General features: G+C 63.2%; 16 protein-coding genes. 4 read left to right on the top strand and 12 right to left on the bottom strand.

Annotated elements, in window-relative coordinates:
• The first annotated feature begins 2 nt into the window (after positions 1-2).
• Positions 3-557 carry a hypothetical protein gene (locus O9Z63_RS06205; protein WP_270128446.1) on the top strand — a complete coding sequence of 185 codons (555 nt, stop codon included), beginning with the start codon at positions 3-5 and terminating at the stop codon, positions 555-557.
• A 104-nt stretch (positions 558-661) separates the two neighbouring features.
• On the opposite strand, the gene acs is transcribed toward O9Z63_RS06205, so the two are convergent.
• From acs to O9Z63_RS06165, 8 genes are all read right to left on the bottom strand, one after another.
• Positions 662-2,587, bottom strand: a complete 1,926-nt coding sequence (gene acs / locus O9Z63_RS06200; protein WP_270128445.1) for an acetate--CoA ligase — start codon at positions 2,585-2,587, stop codon at positions 662-664.
• 176 nt (positions 2,588-2,763) lie between these two features.
• Positions 2,764-4,686: a propionyl-CoA synthetase gene (locus O9Z63_RS06195; RefSeq protein ID WP_270128444.1), complete on the bottom strand. Its 1,923-nt coding sequence runs from the start codon at positions 4,684-4,686 to the stop codon at positions 2,764-2,766.
• Between the two features lie 142 nt (positions 4,687-4,828).
• Positions 4,829-5,206 carry a response regulator transcription factor gene (locus O9Z63_RS06190; protein WP_270128443.1) on the bottom strand — a complete coding sequence of 126 codons (378 nt, stop codon included), beginning with the start codon at positions 5,204-5,206 and terminating at the stop codon, positions 4,829-4,831.
• Positions 5,207-5,373: 167 nt separating this feature from the next.
• Positions 5,374-8,124 (bottom strand): sensor histidine kinase, encoded by a 2,751-nt coding sequence (locus O9Z63_RS06185; protein WP_270128442.1) that lies wholly within the window; start codon positions 8,122-8,124, stop codon positions 5,374-5,376.
• Between the two features lie 129 nt (positions 8,125-8,253).
• A complete protein-coding gene (locus O9Z63_RS06180) occupies positions 8,254-8,505 on the bottom strand; it encodes a hypothetical protein (protein WP_270128441.1) in 252 nt (83 codons plus the stop codon).
• A gap of 119 nt (positions 8,506-8,624) precedes the next feature.
• Entirely contained in the window at positions 8,625-10,145 is a 1,521-nt protein-coding gene (locus O9Z63_RS06175) for an MFS transporter (RefSeq protein WP_081910886.1), read from the bottom strand.
• A gap of 119 nt (positions 10,146-10,264) precedes the next feature.
• Positions 10,265-11,806 (bottom strand): hypothetical protein, encoded by a 1,542-nt coding sequence (locus tag O9Z63_RS06170; protein WP_270128440.1) that lies wholly within the window; start codon positions 11,804-11,806, stop codon positions 10,265-10,267.
• 141 nt (positions 11,807-11,947) lie between these two features.
• Positions 11,948-12,370: an IS1/IS1595 family N-terminal zinc-binding domain-containing protein gene (locus O9Z63_RS06165; RefSeq protein ID WP_270128439.1), complete on the bottom strand. Its 423-nt coding sequence runs from the start codon at positions 12,368-12,370 to the stop codon at positions 11,948-11,950.
• A 102-nt stretch (positions 12,371-12,472) separates the two neighbouring features.
• On the opposite strand from O9Z63_RS06165, the gene O9Z63_RS06160 reads away from it, so the two are divergent.
• On the top strand, positions 12,473-13,078 hold the full coding sequence (locus tag O9Z63_RS06160; protein WP_270128438.1) for a hypothetical protein: 606 nt from the start codon (positions 12,473-12,475) through the stop codon (positions 13,076-13,078).
• Here the strand turns inward: O9Z63_RS06160 and O9Z63_RS06155 are convergent.
• Positions 13,067-14,002: a M28 family peptidase gene (locus O9Z63_RS06155; RefSeq protein ID WP_270128437.1), complete on the bottom strand. Its 936-nt coding sequence runs from the start codon at positions 14,000-14,002 to the stop codon at positions 13,067-13,069. The genes O9Z63_RS06160 and O9Z63_RS06155 overlap by 12 nt on opposite strands.
• Positions 14,003-14,128: 126 nt before the next feature.
• Between O9Z63_RS06155 and O9Z63_RS06150 the strand changes: the two genes are divergently transcribed.
• Both O9Z63_RS06150 and O9Z63_RS06145 read left to right on the top strand, forming a co-directional pair.
• Positions 14,129-16,225 carry a tetratricopeptide repeat-containing sensor histidine kinase gene (locus O9Z63_RS06150; protein ID WP_270128436.1) on the top strand — a complete coding sequence of 699 codons (2,097 nt, stop codon included), beginning with the start codon at positions 14,129-14,131 and terminating at the stop codon, positions 16,223-16,225.
• A gap of 218 nt (positions 16,226-16,443) precedes the next feature.
• Positions 16,444-17,358 carry a flavin reductase family protein gene (locus O9Z63_RS06145; protein WP_270128435.1) on the top strand — a complete coding sequence of 305 codons (915 nt, stop codon included), beginning with the start codon at positions 16,444-16,446 and terminating at the stop codon, positions 17,356-17,358.
• 44 nt (positions 17,359-17,402) lie between these two features.
• Here O9Z63_RS06145 and O9Z63_RS06140 read toward each other — a convergent pair whose 3' ends face one another.
• The 3 genes from O9Z63_RS06140 to tsaE all read right to left on the bottom strand — a co-directional run bounded on the left by O9Z63_RS06140 (position 17,403) and on the right by tsaE (position 19,939).
• Positions 17,403-17,906 carry a hypothetical protein gene (locus tag O9Z63_RS06140; protein WP_270128434.1) on the bottom strand — a complete coding sequence of 168 codons (504 nt, stop codon included), beginning with the start codon at positions 17,904-17,906 and terminating at the stop codon, positions 17,403-17,405.
• Positions 17,907-18,191: 285 nt separating this feature from the next.
• Entirely contained in the window at positions 18,192-19,418 is a 1,227-nt protein-coding gene (locus O9Z63_RS06135) for an alanine dehydrogenase (protein ID WP_270128433.1), read from the bottom strand.
• Positions 19,419-19,516: 98 nt separating this feature from the next.
• On the bottom strand, positions 19,517-19,939 hold the full coding sequence (gene tsaE / locus O9Z63_RS06130; protein ID WP_270128432.1) for a tRNA (adenosine(37)-N6)-threonylcarbamoyltransferase complex ATPase subunit type 1 TsaE: 423 nt from the start codon (positions 19,937-19,939) through the stop codon (positions 19,517-19,519).
• Positions 19,940-20,009: the final 70 nt, after the last annotated feature.

Raw genomic sequence — 20,009 nt, 5'->3', positions numbered from 1 at the left:
TCATGGAAAAGACTCCAAAGAACACCCCGAAAAACCCGCGCATCGACCCCAAGCAGATCAAAGGCTGGGGCATTGATGCCGACCCCAAGAACGACCCCACCTACCCCATGCGCAAGCGCATGAACGTGGGCGAAGACCCCGACAGCAAGCACCGCCCCGACCACCTGCAGCCGGAGGACACGGAAGTGCTGCGCTCCATTGAGCGGCCCGATGTGTCGGCCGTGTTCGGCACGCCGGCCCCGCCGATGGGGTTGAGCGGCTTGATCCGCCGGGCCGCCTTCAAGTACAGCGAGAATGAGTACAAACACTGGCTGCCGCTCATCGTGGCCGACCGGGTGGGCGTGGTGGAAGGCATTGTGGCCGACCTGTCCCACGGCAAGCTGCCTAACATCTGGGCCGAGAAAGGCTATGATATGGAGTGGAAATACAACCGCCCGGCCTTCGTGACTAAGCTGGCTACGATTGGCGCCGTCACGGCTGGTTTGGTGGTGTGGCTTTCTTCTGGTAAGAAAAAGCAGCCCAAACCCGTCAAGAAAGACTATTTGAGCCGGTTTTAATTGGCCACTACGTTAGCGCAGCGTAGAACAAAAAAACGCCCCAGCTTTTCAGCTGGGGCGTTTTTTTGTTCTCTAGGCTAGCCAGTTGGCAACAGCCAGACAGTTTACTTGCGGCCTTCGATGATTTCGTCGACCACAGCTGGGTCGAGCAGCGTGGTGGTGTCGCCGAGGCTGCTGATTTCGCCCTCGGCCACCTTGCGCAGGATGCGGCGCATGATTTTGCCGGAGCGGGTTTTGGGCAAACCCGATACAATCTGAATCTTGTCGGGCTTGGCGATTTTGCCGATCTGGGCCACGATGGTTTCGATGATGCTGGCTTCGATGTGTGCCTTATCGGACTCCTTCTCCACGGCCCCCGAGCGGCAGATGACGTAAGCGTAGATGCCCTGGCCCTTCACATCGTGCGGGAAAGCCACCACCGCCGACTCGATGACGTTGTGATTCTGGTTGATGGCGTTTTCGATTTCGGCCGTGCCGAAGCGGTGGCCGCTCACGTTTATCACGTCGTCGACGCGGCCGATGATGCGGTAGAGGCCGTCGGGGTCGCGACGGGCGCCGTCGCCGGTGAAGTAGTAGCCTTTGTAGGGCGCGAAGTAGGTTTGCACGGCCCGGTCATGGTCGCCGTAGGTGGTCCGGATGATGCCGGGCCAGCTGTGCTTAATGGCGAGGTAGCCTTCCTGGTCGTTGCCTTCGATTTCGGTGCCATCCTGATTGAGGAGCACGGGCTGGATCCCAGGTAGCGGCAGGCCCGCGTGGGTGGGCTTGCTGGGCGTGATGCCGGCCAAGGCCGAAATCATAATGCCGCCGGTTTCGGTCTGCCACCACGTATCCACAATGGGGCAGCGCTCTTTGCCCACGTGCTGGAAATACCAGTACCAAGCTTCCTCGTTGATGGGCTCCCCTACCGACCCCAGCACCCGCAGCGAGTCGAGGGAGTAGCTGAGCACGTTATCCAGCGGAGCAGCCATCAGGCTGCGGATGGCCGTGGGCGCGGTGTAGAAGATGCTGACCGAGTGCTTGTCGATGACTTCCCAGAAGCGGCCGGCGTCGGGGTACGTGGGGATGCCCTCGAACATGAGCGAGGTGCTGCCGGCCAGCAGCGGGCCGTAGAGCAGGTAGGTGTGGCCGGTCACCCAGCCGATGTCGGCGGTGCACCAGTAGATGTCGTTTTCTTCCACCTGAAACACGTTGCGGAACGTGTAATCGGCCCACACCATGTAGCCGGCGGTGCTGTGCACCACGCCCTTGGGCTTGCCGGTGCTGCCCGAGGTGTAGAGAATGAACAGCGGATCTTCGGCGTCCATTTCCTCGGCGGGACAGGTTTTGGCCACGCCCTCGGCTTCCTCGTGGTACCACACGTCGCGGCCGTCCTTCATCTGCACGGGCCAGCCCAGGTGCTCCACTACAATCACACGGCGCACGCCGGGGCAGGTTTCCAGGGCCTCATCCACCACGCGCTTCACTGGAATCTGCTTGGCACCGCGGTTGAGGCCGTCGGCGGTGAGCACCACGGTGGCCTGGGCGTCGTTCACCCGGTCGGAAATAGCGGTGGCCGAGAAGCCGGCAAAAATCACGGAATGCACTGCTCCGATGCGGGCGCAGGCCAGCACCGCAATGGCCAGCTGCGGAATCATGGGCATGTAGATGCACACCCGGTCGCCTTTTTCCACGCCGTTGTTGTGCAGCACGTTGGCAAAGCGGCAGACCTCCTGGTGCAGCTCGCGGTAGGTGAGACGCAGGTGGCGGGTCTTGGTGTCGTTGGGCTCGTAGATGATGGCCAGCTTGTTGCCGCGCGTGGCTAGGTGCCGGTCGAGGCAGTTTTCGGTGATGTTGAGGCGGGCGCCCTGGAACCACTCGTTGTGGCCGGTAGCCATATCGGAGTGCAGCACCTTGTTCCACTTGCGGCGCCACGTGAAGGGCGCGGCCACATCGGCCCAGAACTGCTCGGGGTCTTCGGTGCTGCGGCGGTAGGCGTCGTGGTACTCTTCCAGGGTACGGATGCGGGCGTGTTTCACGGGAGCTTCGGGCATGGTATGGGGAGAATTGAGGTGGTGAAATTTTAAGGCTAGTTCCCCTCCTTGGAAAGGAGGGGCTAGGGGTGGTTGATGAACGTTGGACGGTTTTTAGAGCTAGAATCAGATGATTTTCAACGATTGTCAACCACCCCTAGCCCCTCCTTTCCAAGGAGGGGAACTAGCTTTTAGCTTTAGCTTATAGCTGCTGGGTTTTCAAACGCCTGCCCTATCTGCCTTCGGCGCAGCACCTCCCGGATTTCGTCGAGGATGGCGGGGTCGTCGATGGTGGACGGGATGGGGCAGTCTTCGCCGTCGGCGAGCTGGCGCAGGGTTTTGCGCAGGATTTTGCCGGAGCGGGTTTTGGGCAGGCGCGCCACCACGGCCGCGTGCCGGAAGCAGGCCACCGCCCCAATCTGCTCCCGGATCAGGCGCACCAGCTCCTGCTCCAGTTGGGTTTCGGGGAGGGTCTGGCCGTCTTTGAGCACCACCAGCCCCACGGGCACCTGGCCGCGCAGCTCGCAGGCAATGCCCAGCACGGCGCACTCGGCCACGGCGGGATGGGCGGCCAGCAGCTCCTCCATCTCGCCGGTGCTCAGGCGGTGGCCGGCCACGTTCATCACGTCATCCACCCGGCCCATGATGTAGAGGTAGCCCTCGGCGTCGCGGTAGCCGCCGTCGCCGCTGAGGTAGTAGCCGGGGAAGGTGTCGAGGTAGCTGCGCTGGAAACGGGCGTCGTCGTGCCAGAGGGTGGGCAGGCAGCCGGGCGGCAGCGGCAGGCGCACCGCCACTAGGCCGGTGGTGCCGCGCGGCACGGGCAGGCCGGCTTCGTCGAGAATCTGCACGTCGTAGCCGGGCACGGGGTGGCCGGCGCTGCCGGCGCGGGGCCCGGGCATATCGGGCAAACCCACCAGCGTGGCCAGCATCGGCCAGCCCGACTCGGTCTGCCACCAGTGGTCGACCACGGGCACACCCAGCGTGGCGCCGGCCCAGTCGTAGGTGGCGGGGTCGCACCGCTCGCCGGCCACAAACAGGTGACGCAGGCTGCTGAGGTCGTACTTGCCGGCGAGCTGGCCGCTGGGGTCTTCCTTCTTGATGGCCCGGATGGCGGTGGGCGCCGTAAACAGCACCCGCACCTGATAGTCCTGGATGATGCGCCAAAACGTGCCGGCGTCGGGCGTGCGTACGGGCTTGCCCTCAAACAGCACCGTGGTGCAGCCGTGCAGCAGCGGCCCGTACACGATGTAGCTGTGGCCCACGGCCCAGCCCAGGTCGGAGGCGGCCCAGAAGTTTTCGCCGGGCTGCACGTCATAAATGGCGCTCATGCTGTACTTCAGGGCTACAGCGTGGCCGCCGTTGTCGCGCACCACGCCTTTGGGCTTGCCGGTGGTGCCGCTGGTGTAGAGGATGTAGAGCGGGGCGGTGGCGTCGAGCGGCACGGCCGGCACGGGGGCCGCCTCTAGCAGCGTGCGGTAGTCCACGTCGCGCGGAGCCTGCATTTCCGCCGCGCAGAAGTCGCGCTGCAGCACCACCACATGGGCGGGTTTGTGGGTGGCCTTGCTGATGGCGGCATCCACGAGGGGCTTGTAGGGAATGGGCATCGTGACTTCCATGCCCGCCGAAGCGCAGACGATAACGCGGGGCTGGGCATCGTCAATGCGCACGGCCAGCTCGTGGGGCGCAAAGCCGCCAAACACCACCGAATGCACCGCCCCCAGCCGGGCGCAGGCCAGCATGGCCACCACCGCCTCGGGCATATTGGGCATGTAGATGATGACCCGGTCGCCGCGCTGCACGCCCAGCTGGCGCAGGCCGCCGGCAAAGCGGCTGGTGAGGTCCAGCAGCTCGCGGTAGGTGTAGCAGCGCACGGTACCGGTCACGGGCGAATCGTAAAGCAGGGCCGGCTGGTCGGCGCGGCCGTTTTCTACGTGGTAGTCCAGGCAGAGCCAGCTGGTATTGAGCTGCCCGCCCCGAAACCAGCGGTAGAACCCGGTATCGGGGGCCTGGCTGAGCACCGGCCGGGGCGGCTGCCGGAACCAGTGCAGCTGCTGCGCCTGCGCGGACCAGAAAGCTTCGGGGTCCTGGAGGCTGGCGGCGTATTCGGCAGAGTAAGTCATGGGCGGGATGGTGGCGGAGTGGCGGGGTGGTCCTACCAATTCCCCGAAGGGGTTAGTAGGACCACTAAGTCGTTGCAGGCAGGTCGTTCGGGTGGTAGTGGTCCTACGAAGCCCTTCGGGCGATTCGTAGGACCACTACCCCTTACAGCACTACGAGCAGGCTTTTTACTTTTTCCATGAGCTGGCGGGTGCTGAAGGGCTTGGGCAGGTAGAGGTCGGCGCCGGCGTCGTAGCCTTTCTGCACGTCGGCCTCCTTGCTTTTGGCCGAGAGCATCACCACGCGGGTGGCGGTGCGGTCGGGGCGCTGGCGCAGGTGGCGGCACACCTGGTAGCCGTCGACGTCGGGCATCATAATATCGAGCAGCACCACGTCGAAGGCGGTGTGGTCGATGGCCTCCAGGGCTTCGGTGCCGTTGCGGGCAATGCTGACCTGGTAGCCGCTTTTGCGCATCAGAAATTCCAGCGACATGACGATGTTGGGCTCGTCATCGACAATGAGAATGTGCGGGGCGGTAGGCATGGGGTAGTTGTTTTCGGAGGATGGGCGTGGGTGGAGCGGAATTGCGAGTGAACGTCATGCTGAGCTTGTCGAAGCATCTCGCGTGCTGACGCTGAAATGGTAATCTGACGTCAGCACGCGAGATGCTTCGACAAGCTCAGCATGACGTTCTTTGTGGCCTGAAACGCTCATACAACCGGCAATTCAAACGAGAACCGCGCGCCCTGCTCCGGGGCGCTTTCCACCCAGATGCGGCCGGCGTGCAGCTCCACTATTTTCTTGGTGATGGCCAAGCCCAGGCCCGAGCCCTCGGGCTTGCGCATGGTCTGGTTGCGGGCCTGGAAGAACTTGTCGAAGATGAGTTGGTGAAACGCCGGGTCGATACCCTTGCCGTTGTCCTGCACCGTGATGCGCAGACAGTCGGCGGGGGTTTCCACGCTCACTAGGATGCGGCCGTCGCCATCGGCGCGGCACGACTTAACGGCGTTGGAGAGCAGGTTCACCAGCACCTGCATCAGCCGGTCCCGGTCGCCGGAAAGGGGCGGCAAACCGGGTGGCACGGCCAGGTCGAGGTGGATGTGCTTGGCGCGCATGAGCTGGCCAATGGCTTCCAGCGCGTCGGTGATGACGTCGGCCACGTCCACCGGGGCCTTTTCCAGCGTGGCCTTGCCCGACTCGTACTTTTCCAGGTCCAGCACCAACGTAATCAGGCGGCTCAGGCGCTCCGACTCCTTGGTGATGGTGAGCAGAAACCGGTGCTGCTCCTCTTCTTCCAGGTCGGGGTTGTCGGTGAGGATTTCCGACAGCGCCCGGATGCTGGTGAGCGGCGTGCGCAGCTCGTGCGTAACGGTGTAAAGGAACTCGTCTTTGTGCTGATCCAGCTCCTGCAGCTGGTCGTAGGCGGCCTGCAGTTCCTGCGTAAGGCGCTGCAGCTGCCGCTGCTGCTTCTGCAGCTGGCGGTTGGCTTCCAGCAGCTGCTGGCTTTCGCGCAGGATGCCCACTACGTTGTCGAAGCTGATGTCCTCCACTCCTACCGACGAGCGCAGCAGCAGCCGCGCCGACGCCGGCCCGATGCTGCCGGCCAGCAGCTTTTCGGCGTAGGCCAGCAGGCGCGGATCGGCCTGGGGCGGAGCGGGTGTGCCGTCGGTTTCGGGCGCGTGGGCATCCGGAAACCGCTCCTCGAAGGCCCGCAGCGCCTGGTTGGTGCGCTTCTTCCCGAGGAAGCCAGCCAGCAGCGCCCGCACGTCGGGCAAAGCCGCCACGCCCTGCCAGCCGGCGCGCCCCTCGAAGCCGGCGCCGTGCCGGAACACGTCCACGAACACGTCGGCCTGGTGCAGCTCCAGGTCGGTGGGCTGGCGCCGGAGCGACACCCCCACGTACAGCGCCAGGTTGAAAAACCAGCTCCAGAACAGCCCGTGCGACAGGTAATCGAGACCTTCGAGGTGGAACAAGGCAAACGGCCGCAGCCAGTGCAAGCCAAACAGCCCCTCGCGCAGCACGGTGTCGGGCAGCAGCTCCGGCCCGACCAGCGTGGGCAGCACCAGCGTGTAGAACCACACCACGAAGCCCGCCAGAATGCCCGCCGTGGCGCCCTGCCGGGTGCCGCCCTTCCAGTAGAGGCCGCCCAGCACCACCGGCACAAACTGCGCCACCGCCGCAAACGACACCAGCCCGATGTTCACCAGCGGCAGCAGGTGGCTGACTTCCACGTAGTAGCCGTAGGCCAGCAGCAGCACCAGCACCACGGCCAGCCGGCGGCTGTGCAGCGCCACCTGGCCCAGGTAGGCAAACCAGCGCGGCCCCTCGGCGCGGGCGGCCGGCACCCGCACCAGCAGCGGCATCAGCAGGTGGTTGCTCATCATCACGCTCAGCGCAATGGTTTCCACGATGATCATGCTGCTGGCCGCCGACAGCCCGCCCAGGTAGATGAGCAGCGCCAGCCACGGCCGGCCCGCCTGCAGCGGCAGCGCCAGCACAAACGTGTCGGCATCGAGCTGGCCGGCCCCGTCGAGCAGGCGCCCGCCAAAGGCCAGCGGCAGCACAAACAGGTTGATGACGATGAGGTAGAGCGGAAACAGCCACATGGCCTTGCGCAGGTGGTTTTCGTTGACGTTTTCCACCACCGCCACCTGAAACTGCCGCGGCAGCAGCAGAATGGCCGACATGCTCAGCAGCAGCAGCGTGAGCCACTGGCTGCCGCCGGTGCCAGCGCCCTGCAGCGTAAACAGCCGGCTCAAATCAGGCACTTTGGCGGCCCGCTCAAACACATCGGCAAAGCCATCAAACAGGCCGTAGGTAACGAACAGGCCAGCCGCCAGAAACGCCACCAGCTTCACGAGGCTTTCCAAAGCCACAGCCAGCACCATGCCCTCATGCCGCTCGGTGGCTTCGATGGAGCGGACCCCGAAAATGACGGTGAAAAACGCCAGCGCCACCGTAGTAGCAAACGCCGACGACACCCCCACGCTGCCCGCCGCATGCAGCGTGCCGCCGCCCCCGGTCAGAATATCAAAGGAGGCGGCAATAGCCTTGATCTGCAGCGAAATATAGGGTACCACGCCCAGCACGCACACCACCGTCACGAGGGCGCCCAGCCAGGCGCTTTTGCCGTAGCGCGCCGAGATGAAGTCGGCAATGGAGGTGAGGCGCTGCAGCCGGCAGATGCGGATGATTTTGCGCAGCACCAGCCACGCCATCGGGGCCATGAGCGTGGGCCCGAGGTAGATGCCCACGAACTCCAGCCCGAAGTACGCGGCCCGCCCCACCGAGCCATAGTACGTCCAGGCAGTACAGTACACGGCCATGCTCAGGGCGTACACGTAGGGGTTGCTCACCAGGCTCCGCCGCGCCGAACCAGCCCGTCGCTCCGCCGCATACGCCACCCCAAACAACAGAGCGAGGTAGCCAAACGAAAAGCCAATGACGAGCCAGGTGGGCATGAGGTTTTACTTAGTAATTGAGAATTAGTAATGAAGAATTCTCAGGCGATTTTGAGGTGAATGAACGGGCATTGGTCGGGTAGCAAAATACCGGTGCAACTCTTGGTGCTTGCAGTACTCAGTCAATTCTCAATTACTAATTCTTCTCACCAACCAACCGGTCAGGGCTACCAGCGCCGACCAGGCGAGCAGCACGTAGAGGTAGAGCCCGGGGATGCCGCCGATGCGCGTTTCCCGGTCGAAGGTGCCCAGGAACGGGAACGTGAGCAGCACCCCGAACAGCACGGCCACGAACAGCAAGCGCTGCCCCAGCCGCTGTTCTGGGCGGTCGGGCGGCGGGACGGAGGACAGTGCGGGGCTAGGTTTGGAGGGAGCAGACATGCGGGGAAGACGAGCTGGTAGCAGGAGGCCGGTAGCAGTACCGGCAGCGCTTAAACCTACAAAATCCGCCGAACCAACGGCCCGGCGGATTTTGTAGGTTTCGGCCGGAAACAGGCAGCCTATTTTACATCGCCGGAGTTTTCCTCCATCAGCTTCACGTTGCGCACGTCCTTCATCAACGCCTGCCCGATAAACCAGCAGATCAGGGCAATGATGACCGGATAGAGCAGGCCGGCGAAGCTGCTGTAGGTTTTGAACAGCGTGCCTTCGGGCTGGGCCGCGGCGCGCAGCGTGAGGGCCGTGGCAATAAACGGCACGAAGCCCCCAAACACGCCGTTGCCGATGTGGTAGGGCAGCGACAGGCTGGTGTAGCGTACTTTCGTGGGGAACAACTCCACCAAGTAAGCCGCAATCGGGCCGTAGGCCATGGTCACGAACAGCACCAGGCAGAAGGTGAGCACTGTCATGGGCACGAGGCTGGGCGTCAGGGCTTTCATCACGGCCGGCACGGCTTTGCCGCTGGCATCCACGGTGGCGGCAGTTACTTCCGTCAGGGGGCCGGCAAAAGCCTTAAGGCCGTAGAAAATCGGGATGGTGAACAGCGCACCGCAGAGCAGGCCCATCATGATGATCTTTTTGCGGCCGATGCGGTCGGAGAGGCTGCCGAAGTACACGAAGAACGGCGTGGCAATCAGCAGGGCAATGCACAGCACCAGCGAGGCGTCCACGAGGTCGAGCTTGAGCGTGTTCTGCATGAAGGAGTAGGCGTAGAACTGGCCGGTGTACCACACCACGCCCTGGCCCATGGTAGCGCCGAACAGCGAAATCAGCACGAGGCGGCGGTTTACGGGGTTCACGAACGACTCGCGCAGCGGGTTGGTGCTGGTCTTGCCCTCGGCCTTAGCCTTGGCAAACAGCGGCGACTCGTGCAGCTTGCGGCGGATGTAGTAGGAAGCAATTACCAGCAGACCCGACAACAGGAACGGAATGCGCCAGCCCCACTCCTTGAAGGCGTCCTCGCCCATGGTTTTGCGGGTGGTGATAATCACCAGAATGCTCAGAAACAGGCCGGCCGTGGCCGTAATCTGGATAAACGAGGTGTAATAGCCGCGTTTGTTGTCCGGCGAGTGCTCAGCCACATAAGTGGTGGCGCCGCCATACTCGCCGCCCAAAGCCAGGCCCTGCAGCAAGCGCAGCAAGGTCACGATGATGGGGGCGGCAATGCCGATTTTGTCGTAGCTCGGAATCAGGCCGGTCACGAACGTGGCGCCGCCCATAATCAGCAGCGTCAGCAGAAACGTGTACTTGCGCCCGATCATGTCGCCGATGCGGCCGAAGAACACGGCCCCAAACGGCCGCACCACAAAGCCCGCCCCGAACACGGCCAGCGTGCCCAGAATGGTGTCCTCAATCTTGCCCGTCGAGCCAAACAGCACCGGCCCGATGATGGCGGCCAGCGAGCCGAAAATGTAGAAGTCGTACCACTCGATTACGGTGCCCACCGAGGAGGCCGTAATCACCTGCCAGATCTTGCTGGTCGAAACGTCGTTGTTGTCGTGCGTCACGGCACCGGCCGTGCCGGCCACGGGGGCGGCCCCGGAATACGCTCCGGAGTCGCGCTGCGGTAGGTTTTGGTTCATGATGGACAGAATGAAGTGGGAAGATGAAGTTGCGGATGAAAACCACGTCCGGCGCAGAAATCAGCCCGTTTTCCGGGGCTGATTCCTGCTTTAGTGGCCGTAAGTCGGGAGGAAATTTCCTACAGGGCTACCTGCGTCTGGAGCGTGATTTCCGGCTTGTAGTTCACGTTGTTCACGTCGGTGAAATCAGGCCGGGCGCGGTAGTTGAGCGTGAACTTGGCGTTGTGGCCGTCGATGTAGAAGTTGGCGCCCGCATCGAAGATGTTCACGTTCTGTTGCTCGCCATCAGACTTGCGCAGGCCTTCGTAGCCGGCCAGCAGGTGCGAGGCGTAGGGCTGCACCCGCAGCTTGGGGCCCAGCAGGTTTTTGGGCAGCAGGTAGCCGGCCTGCACGTAGCCCACGTTGCCGGTGCCGGAGTGCGGCACGGCGTTGCCACGGCGGGCATCAGTGCCCCAACCAGGGTTGGCGGCCCCGATGAAGCGGGTGTGGTTGGGGCCCATGTTGTAGTTGTAGTACACGGCGTAGGCCGTGAAAGCCGTGCCGGTTTCTTTGTTGATCGGCGTATCGAAGAACACGTCGGCCGAGAACAGGGCAATGTCGTGCTTGTCAACCGGTACAGTATTGAAGGCGCTGGTACCGGCGGCCGTGGCGGCGGCAATGCCCGCCGCATCGAGCACGCTGTTGCTGGAGCGCGACACCATGCCGTCCTTGTTGTAGAAGAAGCCGGCTCCGATGTTGAACACGCGCTTGGCGCCCAAGTACGTACCCACGTTGAACGGCAGCAGATTGGCTTCCTGATCCAGGAACTCGTAGCTGAAGTAGCCCTGGTAGATGTGGTTGGTGCCCTGCGGATTGTACTGCGCCACGTTGGTGCCGCGGTTGACGGCGGCAGCGCCTGTGCCGGTGGTGGTACCCAGGCCCAGCGGCGTGCTGAAGGCCCCGGTCTGGTTGGTCAGGAACGACTCGTTGACCGACAGCACGTAGTCGAGCTTGCCCACGCGGCCCTTGCCGTACACGCCAATACCCCGCACAAACTGGTCGATGGCTTCAATAACCGGCCAGTTGGTGAGCGGAGCGTCGAGCGTGAGGTAGTTGATGGTGCTGGAGCGCGTCATGCGCGAGAGGCCGTTCTGGTAGTGCATACCGGCGCCCAAGTTCAGGTACTTGTTGACCTTGTACTCCACCACGGCCTCGTGCACAAACAGCTGGGGCTTCTTGCCATCCACGGCCGGCGCAAAGCCTCCGCTCACCGCCGTCTGGTTGTTGATGCCGATGTGAGTGTACACCAGAAACCGCGGGTTCAGCTGCGACAGCACGATAAGGCGCGAGCGGCGCAGGGCGAAGTCTATCTGATCAGACTGGGGCTTGCCGGGCGCCCGGAGCGTGCCGGTGTTGTTTTCAGTGTAGCGCGCCCACACCTGGTGCCAAGTGATGAAGCGGATATACTTGGAGCCATCGGCCGAGATATTCACCTTCATGCCCGGCCCATACGGAGCCGACTCGGTGGGCGCCGGTGGGGTGGCCGCTACCACGGGGGCAGGAGCCGCCGGCGCCGGGGCCGGCGGGGTGGTGCTGGGTGGCGGGGTAGGCGTCACCTGAGCCGAAGCTCCGGCGGCCGAAAGAAGGGCACTCAGCGCCAGCGCGTAACGGGTGTTTTGCATGGTAGAGGTGGTGGGAATGGAAGTGGGAGAAGCGCAGGAAAGGCAGCCAGCCCCTTGCCGGGGCCAGACTACACCACCAAGTAGCGGAATCCCTGAACAGAAGCCACTTCATTGCTATACTTCCGCTAACCACTATAGCCGCTACCCCTGCCGGAACCGCTCCCAGCGGATCATCATGTACTTGTCGCCCAGCTCCGTCACCATCAGCCCGGCTTCTTTCAGGTTTTCAGGCTTCTGAAAAAACTCCGCCAATTCCTTTTGATTGAGAATCTTATAGGTGGGGTGATACTCGGTCTGGCGGGGCGCCTTCACCCCGTACTTCTTCACCCAGTTCATCACGCTCACGTGGCTCACGCCCAGCAGCCGCTCAATCTCGCGGTAGCTCACACCCTCCACATACAGCTGCAGCGCCTTGATGACGTAGTACGGATTGGTTTCCTTGCCCGTCTTGGCCACCGAGTAGTGGTAGCCGCAGTTGCGGCACTTATAACGCTGCCTTCCTCCCACTATGCCACTTTTGGTAGCTTCCTTGGATTCGCACTTCGGGCAGCTGATCTGGGCCATGAGTAGGTGAGTAAGTGGTTACTAAATAGCTATAGCTAATTAGTAAAGATATACCATTTTAGCAAGTATTGAGCGTTATACGCAGATATACCTTTGCCGGCCATGAACTACGGACGATATAAGAAGATACGCGGCGGCAAACGCCACCTGAAACGCCTGGTGCAGCTGAGCCAAACCGCGGCGTCACTCTCAGAGCAAAGATTACAACACTCTTCTTACGACTACAAGTGGCTGGGCCTGGGCATCTGGCACTGGCACCATCGGCAACCGCCGAAACGGGTGCGGCAGCTGGCTGCCCAGCACCCGCTCACCACCTTTTTCAACTGGCAACAACAGCTACAAGCGCAGCCCGAGCCATTCTATCTGGCTATCTGGCTGGTTTGTAGCCCTGAGTTTGCACACAGCTCAAAAGTAGTAGCAGCAATCCAAGAAATGCGGGCGCGGTATCGTGACAGACTTCAGGAAGCTGACCCAGCGGGCCCTCCCCTGCCGGCAGAATACCGCGCCTTGCCCGGGGCCAATCAGTTGACATGGCACGCGCACCCTTGGGAAGTTCTGGTGGATTCGTTTGATTACCCGGACGGCTGGCCGGCCTGGGCGCTGGCAAAACCGCATTACCTCTGTCAGCCGGAGGATAATGATGAGTACCTGATGGTGCAGACCGGCTGGGTATGGGTGGGGCAGGCGGCTGGGGTATCAACCGCGTAGCAGAGTGGCCAGCAGGGCATCCACGGCCAGGGCCAGGCGGCGCATGTCCAGGCGGGCCAGGGTGTCGGTGGGCTGGTGGTAGTGCTTGTTGCGGTAGAAAGCCGTGTCGGTGAGCAGCACGGCGGAGTAGCCGAACTGCCAGTAGTTGAGGTGGTCGGAGAAGTCGATGCCGGGCAGCCAGGCCGGGGCCTTGAAGCGCCGCACGGGCAGCGTGGCCAGGCCTTTGTAGCGGCGCGCAAACTGCCGCCCAAACTGTCCGTTGCCGAATTTCTGGGCCACCGTCACGTAGTTGCCGCGGCCGCCATACACCCATTTCAGCGGCCCAAACGGGTAGTCCTGACTGCCTTTTCGGTCGTCGTAATAGCCCAGCATTTCCAAAGCCACCATGCCGCGCACCGGCACGCCGGCGTCGTGTAGCGCCCGGGCGTGCACGTAGCTGCCCATCTGCGGCGTCCGAAAAAACGGCGGCTCTTCCAGCGTGTAGGCCACTAGCTCAATGCCGTAGGGCAGCGTGGGCTGGCGCCCCAGCAGCCGGGCCAGCTCCAGCAGCGCCGCCACGCCGGTGCCGTTGTCGTCGGCGCCGGGCTGCTCGCCGCATACATCGTAGTGCGCCCCCACCACCAGCCGCGGGCCGGTGGCAGGCCCAAAGTGGCCGATGACGTTGTAATACGTGTTGCCCTGCACGTCGTAGGGCTGCCGCACGGGCTGGGCGCCGGCCGCCTGCAGCTGCTGCTCGATGTAGCGCGCGGCCTGGTTGAGGCTGGGCAGGTGCTGATAGTTGCGCGGCTCGGGGGTGCCGATGAGGGCCACCAGATGCTGCCGCAGCTGGCTGGTATCGGCTGGGGCAGCCGGGGGAAGTACTTGAGCGGCAGCTTGCAGTGGCAGCAGGGCCGCCAGCCATAGCGGAAGCGTAGAAACTGGCATCGGGATAGGGATAAAGGGAAATTGCCGGGCTGGTAAGATAGCAGGCTCGTCGGACTGCGGGCGGAATTCGTCGGGTGGTTCGCCCACGTGGCTTGCCACGCGTTACAGGCGTGGTTACCTTCACGCATGATCATCTGTCGTTGGGTGCCGTTGTTGGGTGTTTTGCTGCTGCTGTCCGGCCCATTGGCCCGGGCCCAGAGCCCCGAATCTGCGCCACTGAAGCGCGCCCTGGCCCGGGCCACTTCCGACACGGCCTGCGTGCTGCTGCTGGCCGACCTGAGCGCCACCTACCGCTACTCCCGCTTCGACTCCGTGCGCTACTACGCCCAGCGTGGGCTGCGGCTGGCCCGCCGTATCGGGTTCCGCCGGGGCGAGGGGCGCTGCCTGTCGAGGCTGGGCATTCTGATGGGTGAGCGGGGCAACCTGCCCGCCGCCCTGCGCATCAACCTGCAGGCGCTGCAGCTCAACGAAGACAGCCACGACCTGGCCGGCACGGCCCGCACCCTCAACCAGACTGGCCTGCTCTACTTCGCCCTCGACGATTTTAGGCCGGCGCTGCGCTATTTCTTCCGGGCCCTGCAGCTGTATGAGCAGAGCGGCAGCACCGACGACTCGCAGCTGATCAGCGTGCTCACCAACCTGGGCGCCAGCTACGAGGGCCTGCACCAACTAGATTCCACGGCCTACTTCCTCGACCGGGCGCATGCCCTCACCATTGCCCCGCACCCACGCGGCTGGAGCTGCTGGGGTAATCCGCTGCCTTACGTACTGCGCGAAATCGGCCTGCTGCATGCCTCGCGGGGCCAAACGGCCCAGGCCATTGTGTACTACCACCGCAGCGCCGCCGCCGCCGTGCCCGAAAACGACCAGCGCAGCCGCAGCCGGGCCTATCAGTACTTGGCCGAGCTCTACCGCTCCCGCCAGCTGCCCGATTCCAGCATATTCTACGCCCGGCGGGCCCTTGCAGTGGGCCAGACGCTGCCTTTCACGCTGGGCATTCTGCGCAACAGCGCCCTGCTGGCCAACGCCTTCGAGGCCCGCGGCCGTCCCGACAGCACGCTCAAGTACCTGCACATCATGCTCACGGCCCAGGACAGCCTGCACGACCCGCAGCGTATCAAGCAGCTCGATGCCATCGGCTTCGCCGAGCAGCAGCGCCTGCGCCAGCTGGAAGAGGAAACCACCCGCTTCAATGCCTCGCTCCGCCTGTATCTGCTGTGGGCCGGGCTGGGCATCATGGCCCTCACGGCCTTGCTGCTCGGCGCTTTTGTGTGGCGGCAGCGCCGCGCCAACCAAGTGCTGCAGCAGCTCAACGAGCAGATAACGGAGCAGAAAAGCCAGCTTACCCAGCAGCGCGACCGGCTGGCCCACATGCTGCAGGAGCTGCGGGCGGCCCAGAGCCAGCTGGTGCTACGCGAGAAGATGGCCACGCTGGGCGAGCTGATGACGGGGGTGGCGCAGGAGATTCAGAACCCGATCAGCAACGTGAAAAACCTGGCGGCCATCAGCGCGGCCCTCTGCCAGGAAATCCGGGAGGAGCTGGCCAAGCTCCCGCTGGCCCTCGACGAGCAGCAGGACATTGAGGGCATGTTTGAAAACCTGAGCCGCTACCAGTCGCGCATCGTGAAGCAGGGCCAGCGCGCCGATGACATTGTGGCGGGTATGCTGGACTACTCCAGCAGCCGCCCCGCCCTGCGCCAGCCCACCGACCTCAACGTGCTGGCCAACGAGTATATGCGCCTCGTATATCACGACCAGCGCCTGAAAAACCGACACTTCAACGCGGCGCTGCTGCCGCGCCTGTGGCCCGATCTGCCGATGGTGCCGCTCGTGCGCCAGGATGTGGGCCGGGTGCTGGTAAGTTTGTTCACCAACGCCTTCTACGCCGTGCAACAGCGCCAGCGCCAAAGCCTCGACGACGACTACGTACCCCAGGTGACGCTCGTCACGGAGCTTGTTGGCGACTACGTGGAAGTGCGGGTGCGCGACAATGGCCTGGGCATTTCGGCGGCCGCCAGGGCCAACGTGTTTCAGCGCTTTTTCACCACTAAGCCCAGCGGCGAAGGCACGGGCCTCGGCCTGGCGGTCAGCTACGAAATCGTGACGCGGGGCCACGGCGGCACGCTGCGCGTGGAAAGCGTGGAGGGCGAGTACACCGAGTTTATCATGCAGCTGCCGCTGGCAGACAAATCCCTGCCCACCACCTGGGCCACCCCGGCATAGCACGGTTCCGGCAGTAGCAGGCTGTAGAAGCGCGAACTTGGTAGTGCGCGTATCCGCGCCGCTGGATTTGTTGCAACGGTGCGAGGGTGCGAACTACCAAGTTCGCGCTACGGCGGGCGACGCCGGCAGTCCGGGGGCTTTGTGGCATATTTGCGGCCTCAACGCGTCCTGTTCTTCTTCCCACCCGGCGGCCGTGGTGCCGCCTTCCCTCCTGCCCTATGCCTGCTGCCTTCCGCACCATCGTTCCTTCCGAGCTGAGCCCCTCCGACTGGCACCCGTTTATGGTGGGGGCCGTGGCCCCGCGCCCGGTGGCCTTTGTGAGCACCGTGGCCGCCGACGGCAGCGTGAACCTGAGCCCCTACAGCTTCTTCAACTGCTTTGGCTCCAATCCGCCTATCCTGGCCTTCTCGCCCGCCAACCGTGTGCGCGACAACTCGCAGAAGCACACCCTGCAAAACGTGCGCGAAGTGGCCGAGTGCGTGGTTCACATCTGCGACTACGCCATGGTGGAACAAATGTCGCTGGCCAGCACCGAGTATGCCAAGGGCGTGAATGAGTTCGTGAAAGCCGGCTTTACGCAGGCGCCCAGCCAGCTGGTGCGGCCGCCGCGCGTGCTGGAAGCCCCGGCCGCCTTCGAGTGCGTGGTGGAGCAGGTAATTGAGCTGGGACAGAACAACGGCGCCGGCAACCTGGTGCTGTGCCGCGTGGTGCTGGCCCACTTCCGCGAAGACATCATCCTGCCCTCCGGCATCGGCATCGACCCGCGCAAGCTCGACGCCGTGGCCCGCCTCGGCGGCGACTGGTACAGCCGCTCGGCCGAAACGCTGTTCGAGGTGCCCAAGCCCAACCGCCGCCTCGGCATCGGCTTCGACCAGCTCCCGGCCTACCTGCGCGAGTCCACCATCCTGACCGGCAACAACCTGGGCCGCCTCGCCAACATCGAAGCCGAAGCCATGCCCACGCCCGAGCAGGTACAGGCATTCCGGCAGGACCCGCTGGTAAGCTACACCCTCAGCAAACACGCCACCGACCAGTCCGAGCAGCGCCGCCAACTGATCCTGTTGGGCCAGAAGCTGCTTGAAGAAGGCAATATGCCAGATGCCTGGAAGGTGCTACTACTGGCCGCGGAGTAGCGGTTAAGGCAAACTTGCCAACAGTCCGAATAGCTTGCGCGTTTTTACAAAGGCAGTAGCCGGAAATACTTCGTTTGCAGCCGGCGCGCCAGATAAGACGGTAGCGGCGCGCCCTGCGCGTAGGCTTCGGTTACGCGCTGGTACTGCTGCGGCCCGAACCGGCTGAGCCGGAAGAGGCCGTAGCCGGCCATCAGCCCGCCCAGCAGCAGGTCGCCGTTGGCCTCCTGTTGCTGTGTCTGGTAAAATTTCTTGTCGGTTTTCTTGGCGCTTGACAGCGCCAGTGCTGTTTTTTCCACGGCGGCTGTAGTCATCAGGCCGGCCCCCGTCTGCAGCCAGCCACGGGTGGCCCTGGAACGCTGCACAAACAGGTGCTGTACCGCCCGCAAGGTATCCGAGCGGTCGTAGCGAGCAGTGCTCAATCCGGAATGGGCCACGGCGGCGGCTGCCGCCGATGCGGCCGGCGTGGTAGCAGCCAGGGTTTGCGCGAAGCCAGGAGCGCTACAGGTCAGCCACAGCCCGGCCACGGCCAATACGTAATGTCTGGTCATTGATAGAATAAGTAAAGTAGAAGTAAGTAAAGAAGCGGCCCCTGCCCGCGCACAAGCGCCAAAGCCGCGGCGGCCAGCCACGCACAATATTCACACCAAATGCCCTTAAGTAGCAAGATATAAGGGCTAAGTATCCAGACAATCTCTGAATGATCGTCAATCAGGCGTTTGAACAATGTCCGGCTACTTATAACAAGCAGGGCCAGCGCTTCCGCGCCGGCCCTGCTCATCCGGAATCGTCCACAAAATCCGACTAATCCGTGCTAATCTGCAAAATCCGCGTTTCTAATTGCGCACGGCAATCATCAGCCCCAGCTCTTTGTAGCGCATGTTGAAGCGCTTGGCGATGGTGGCGTTGGTGAGCGAGCCTTTGTAGATATACACGCCGCTGCGGAAGTGCTCATTCGTGAACAGCACCTCGTTGATGCCGCCGTGCTGGCTGATTTCCTGCAGAATGGGCGTGAAGATGTTGCTCAGGGCGTTGGTTGCGGTGCGTGGCACGCGGCTGGCAATGTTGGGCACGCAATAGTGAATCACGTCGTACTTGCGGAAGACGGGCTTGCTGTGGCTGGTCATCTCGCTGGTTTCAAAGCAGCCGCCCTGGTCGATGCTCACATCAATGATAACCGAGCCGGGGGCCATGCTGCTGATCATGCTTTCGGGCACCATGAACGGCACGCGGCCTTCCTCGGCGTTGAGGGCCCCTATGACCACGTCGGCGCGGCGCAGCTGCTGGCTGAGGGCGAAGGTGTCGAGGGTGCTGGTGTAGAGCTGGGTACCCAGGTTCTGCTTGAGGCGGCGCAGCTTGTAGAGGTGGTTGTCGAATACCTTCACCTCGGCGCCCAGGCCGGTGGCGGCGCGGGCGGCGTACTCGGCCACGGTGCCAGCCCCCAGAATCACGACCTGCGACGGCGGCACGCCCGTGATACCGCCCAGAATGATGCCCTTGCCTTCGTTGGAGCGCGCCAGATACTCGGCCGCAATCAGCATGACCGTGGAGCCCGCAATTTCGCTCATGGCGCGCACCACCGGCCGCGCCCCGCTCGGGTCCTTGATCAGCTCGAAGCTAATGGCATTCACCTTCTTGCGGGTGAGGGCCATGACGTACTCGGAGGTGAGCGTGCCGAACTGCAGGGCCGAAATCAGGGTCTGGTTGGCGTGCAGGAACTCGATTTCGTCGTGGGTGGGCGGGGCCACTTTCAGGATGAGGTCGGCCTCGTAGACTTCCTTCTGCGAGTAGGCAATGGTGGCGCCGGCCTCAGAGTAGTTGTGGTCGGAGTACTTGCTGGGCTCCCCGGCCCCGCTTTCGATGATGATTTCGTGGCCTTCCTCCACCAGATGCTTCACGGCTTCGGGCGTGAGGCAGATGCGGTTTTCCTGCAGCGACGTTTCGCGCGGCAACCCGATAAACAGCTTGCGCTTCCGGGTTTCCACCGCCAGCATGGATTCCTGCGTGAAGTAGGCGCGGCCCGTAGCCAGCGACTCGAATCCGGGGGGTACTGCGTCGGGCATTTTTTTCAATTAAAAATTGAGAATTAAAAATTAAAAATTGAGACCATTGCACTTACACAACTCATTCAGAGGAAAGGGTTTCAGGCAATTTTTAATTTTTAATTCTCAATTTTTAATTCCCTTGATGAAGGTCCGGTGACGGTGAGCGTGAGGAGTAGTCGTTCGGGGGGCAGCAGCGCCTCAATGCGGCTGGGCCACTCGATCAGGCAAAGATAGCCGGAATCGAAGTACTCCAACGCGCCAATGTCCTCGGCTTCGCCGGGATTGTTGAGACGGTAGAAGTCGAAGTGGTAGATGGGCTGGTTGCGGGCGTCGCGGTACTCGTTCACCAGCGAGAACGTGGGGCTGCTGACCTCGTCCTCGGGCACGCCCAGGCTAACGCACAGGGCCTTGATGAACGTGGTCTTGCCGGCCCCCATCTCGCCCTCGAAGCACACGATGTTGTGGCCCTGTAAAGCGTCCCGCACCTGGTCGGCCACGGCGGGCAGGGCCTCCAGGCCCGGAATTGCGAGTGTCAGCATAGGAATTAGTGCAGATTGGGGCCGCAAGGTAGCAGGTGGCCCGGACCTGCCCGGCATGCTTGCGGCGCTA

Origin of the sequence: Hymenobacter yonginensis (genome assembly GCF_027625995.1) — a bacterium.
Lineage (GTDB): Bacteria > Bacteroidota > Bacteroidia > Cytophagales > Hymenobacteraceae > Hymenobacter > Hymenobacter yonginensis.
This window is presented reverse-complemented; position numbering and strand designations above follow the sequence as displayed.

Coding starts and splice junctions, on each gene's coding strand:
- O9Z63_RS06205 (WP_270128446.1), top strand. CDS start 3: ATGGAAAAGACTCCAAAGAACACCCCGAAAAACCCGCGCATCGACCCC.
- acs (WP_270128445.1), bottom strand. CDS start 2,587: ATGCCCGAAGCTCCCGTGAAACACGCCCGCATCCGTACCCTGGAAGAG.
- O9Z63_RS06195 (WP_270128444.1), bottom strand. CDS start 4,686: ATGACTTACTCTGCCGAATACGCCGCCAGCCTCCAGGACCCCGAAGCT.
- O9Z63_RS06190 (WP_270128443.1), bottom strand. CDS start 5,206: ATGCCTACCGCCCCGCACATTCTCATTGTCGATGACGAGCCCAACATC.
- O9Z63_RS06185 (WP_270128442.1), bottom strand. CDS start 8,124: ATGCCCACCTGGCTCGTCATTGGCTTTTCGTTTGGCTACCTCGCTCTG.
- O9Z63_RS06180 (WP_270128441.1), bottom strand. CDS start 8,505: ATGTCTGCTCCCTCCAAACCTAGCCCCGCACTGTCCTCCGTCCCGCCG.
- O9Z63_RS06175 (WP_081910886.1), bottom strand. CDS start 10,145: ATGAACCAAAACCTACCGCAGCGCGACTCCGGAGCGTATTCCGGGGCC.
- O9Z63_RS06170 (WP_270128440.1), bottom strand. CDS start 11,806: ATGCAAAACACCCGTTACGCGCTGGCGCTGAGTGCCCTTCTTTCGGCC.
- O9Z63_RS06165 (WP_270128439.1), bottom strand. CDS start 12,370: ATGGCCCAGATCAGCTGCCCGAAGTGCGAATCCAAGGAAGCTACCAAA.
- O9Z63_RS06160 (WP_270128438.1), top strand. CDS start 12,473: ATGAACTACGGACGATATAAGAAGATACGCGGCGGCAAACGCCACCTG.
- O9Z63_RS06155 (WP_270128437.1), bottom strand. CDS start 14,002: ATGCCAGTTTCTACGCTTCCGCTATGGCTGGCGGCCCTGCTGCCACTG.
- O9Z63_RS06150 (WP_270128436.1), top strand. CDS start 14,129: ATGATCATCTGTCGTTGGGTGCCGTTGTTGGGTGTTTTGCTGCTGCTG.
- O9Z63_RS06145 (WP_270128435.1), top strand. CDS start 16,444: ATGCCTGCTGCCTTCCGCACCATCGTTCCTTCCGAGCTGAGCCCCTCC.
- O9Z63_RS06140 (WP_270128434.1), bottom strand. CDS start 17,906: ATGACCAGACATTACGTATTGGCCGTGGCCGGGCTGTGGCTGACCTGT.
- O9Z63_RS06135 (WP_270128433.1), bottom strand. CDS start 19,418: ATGCCCGACGCAGTACCCCCCGGATTCGAGTCGCTGGCTACGGGCCGC.
- tsaE (WP_270128432.1), bottom strand. CDS start 19,939: ATGCTGACACTCGCAATTCCGGGCCTGGAGGCCCTGCCCGCCGTGGCC.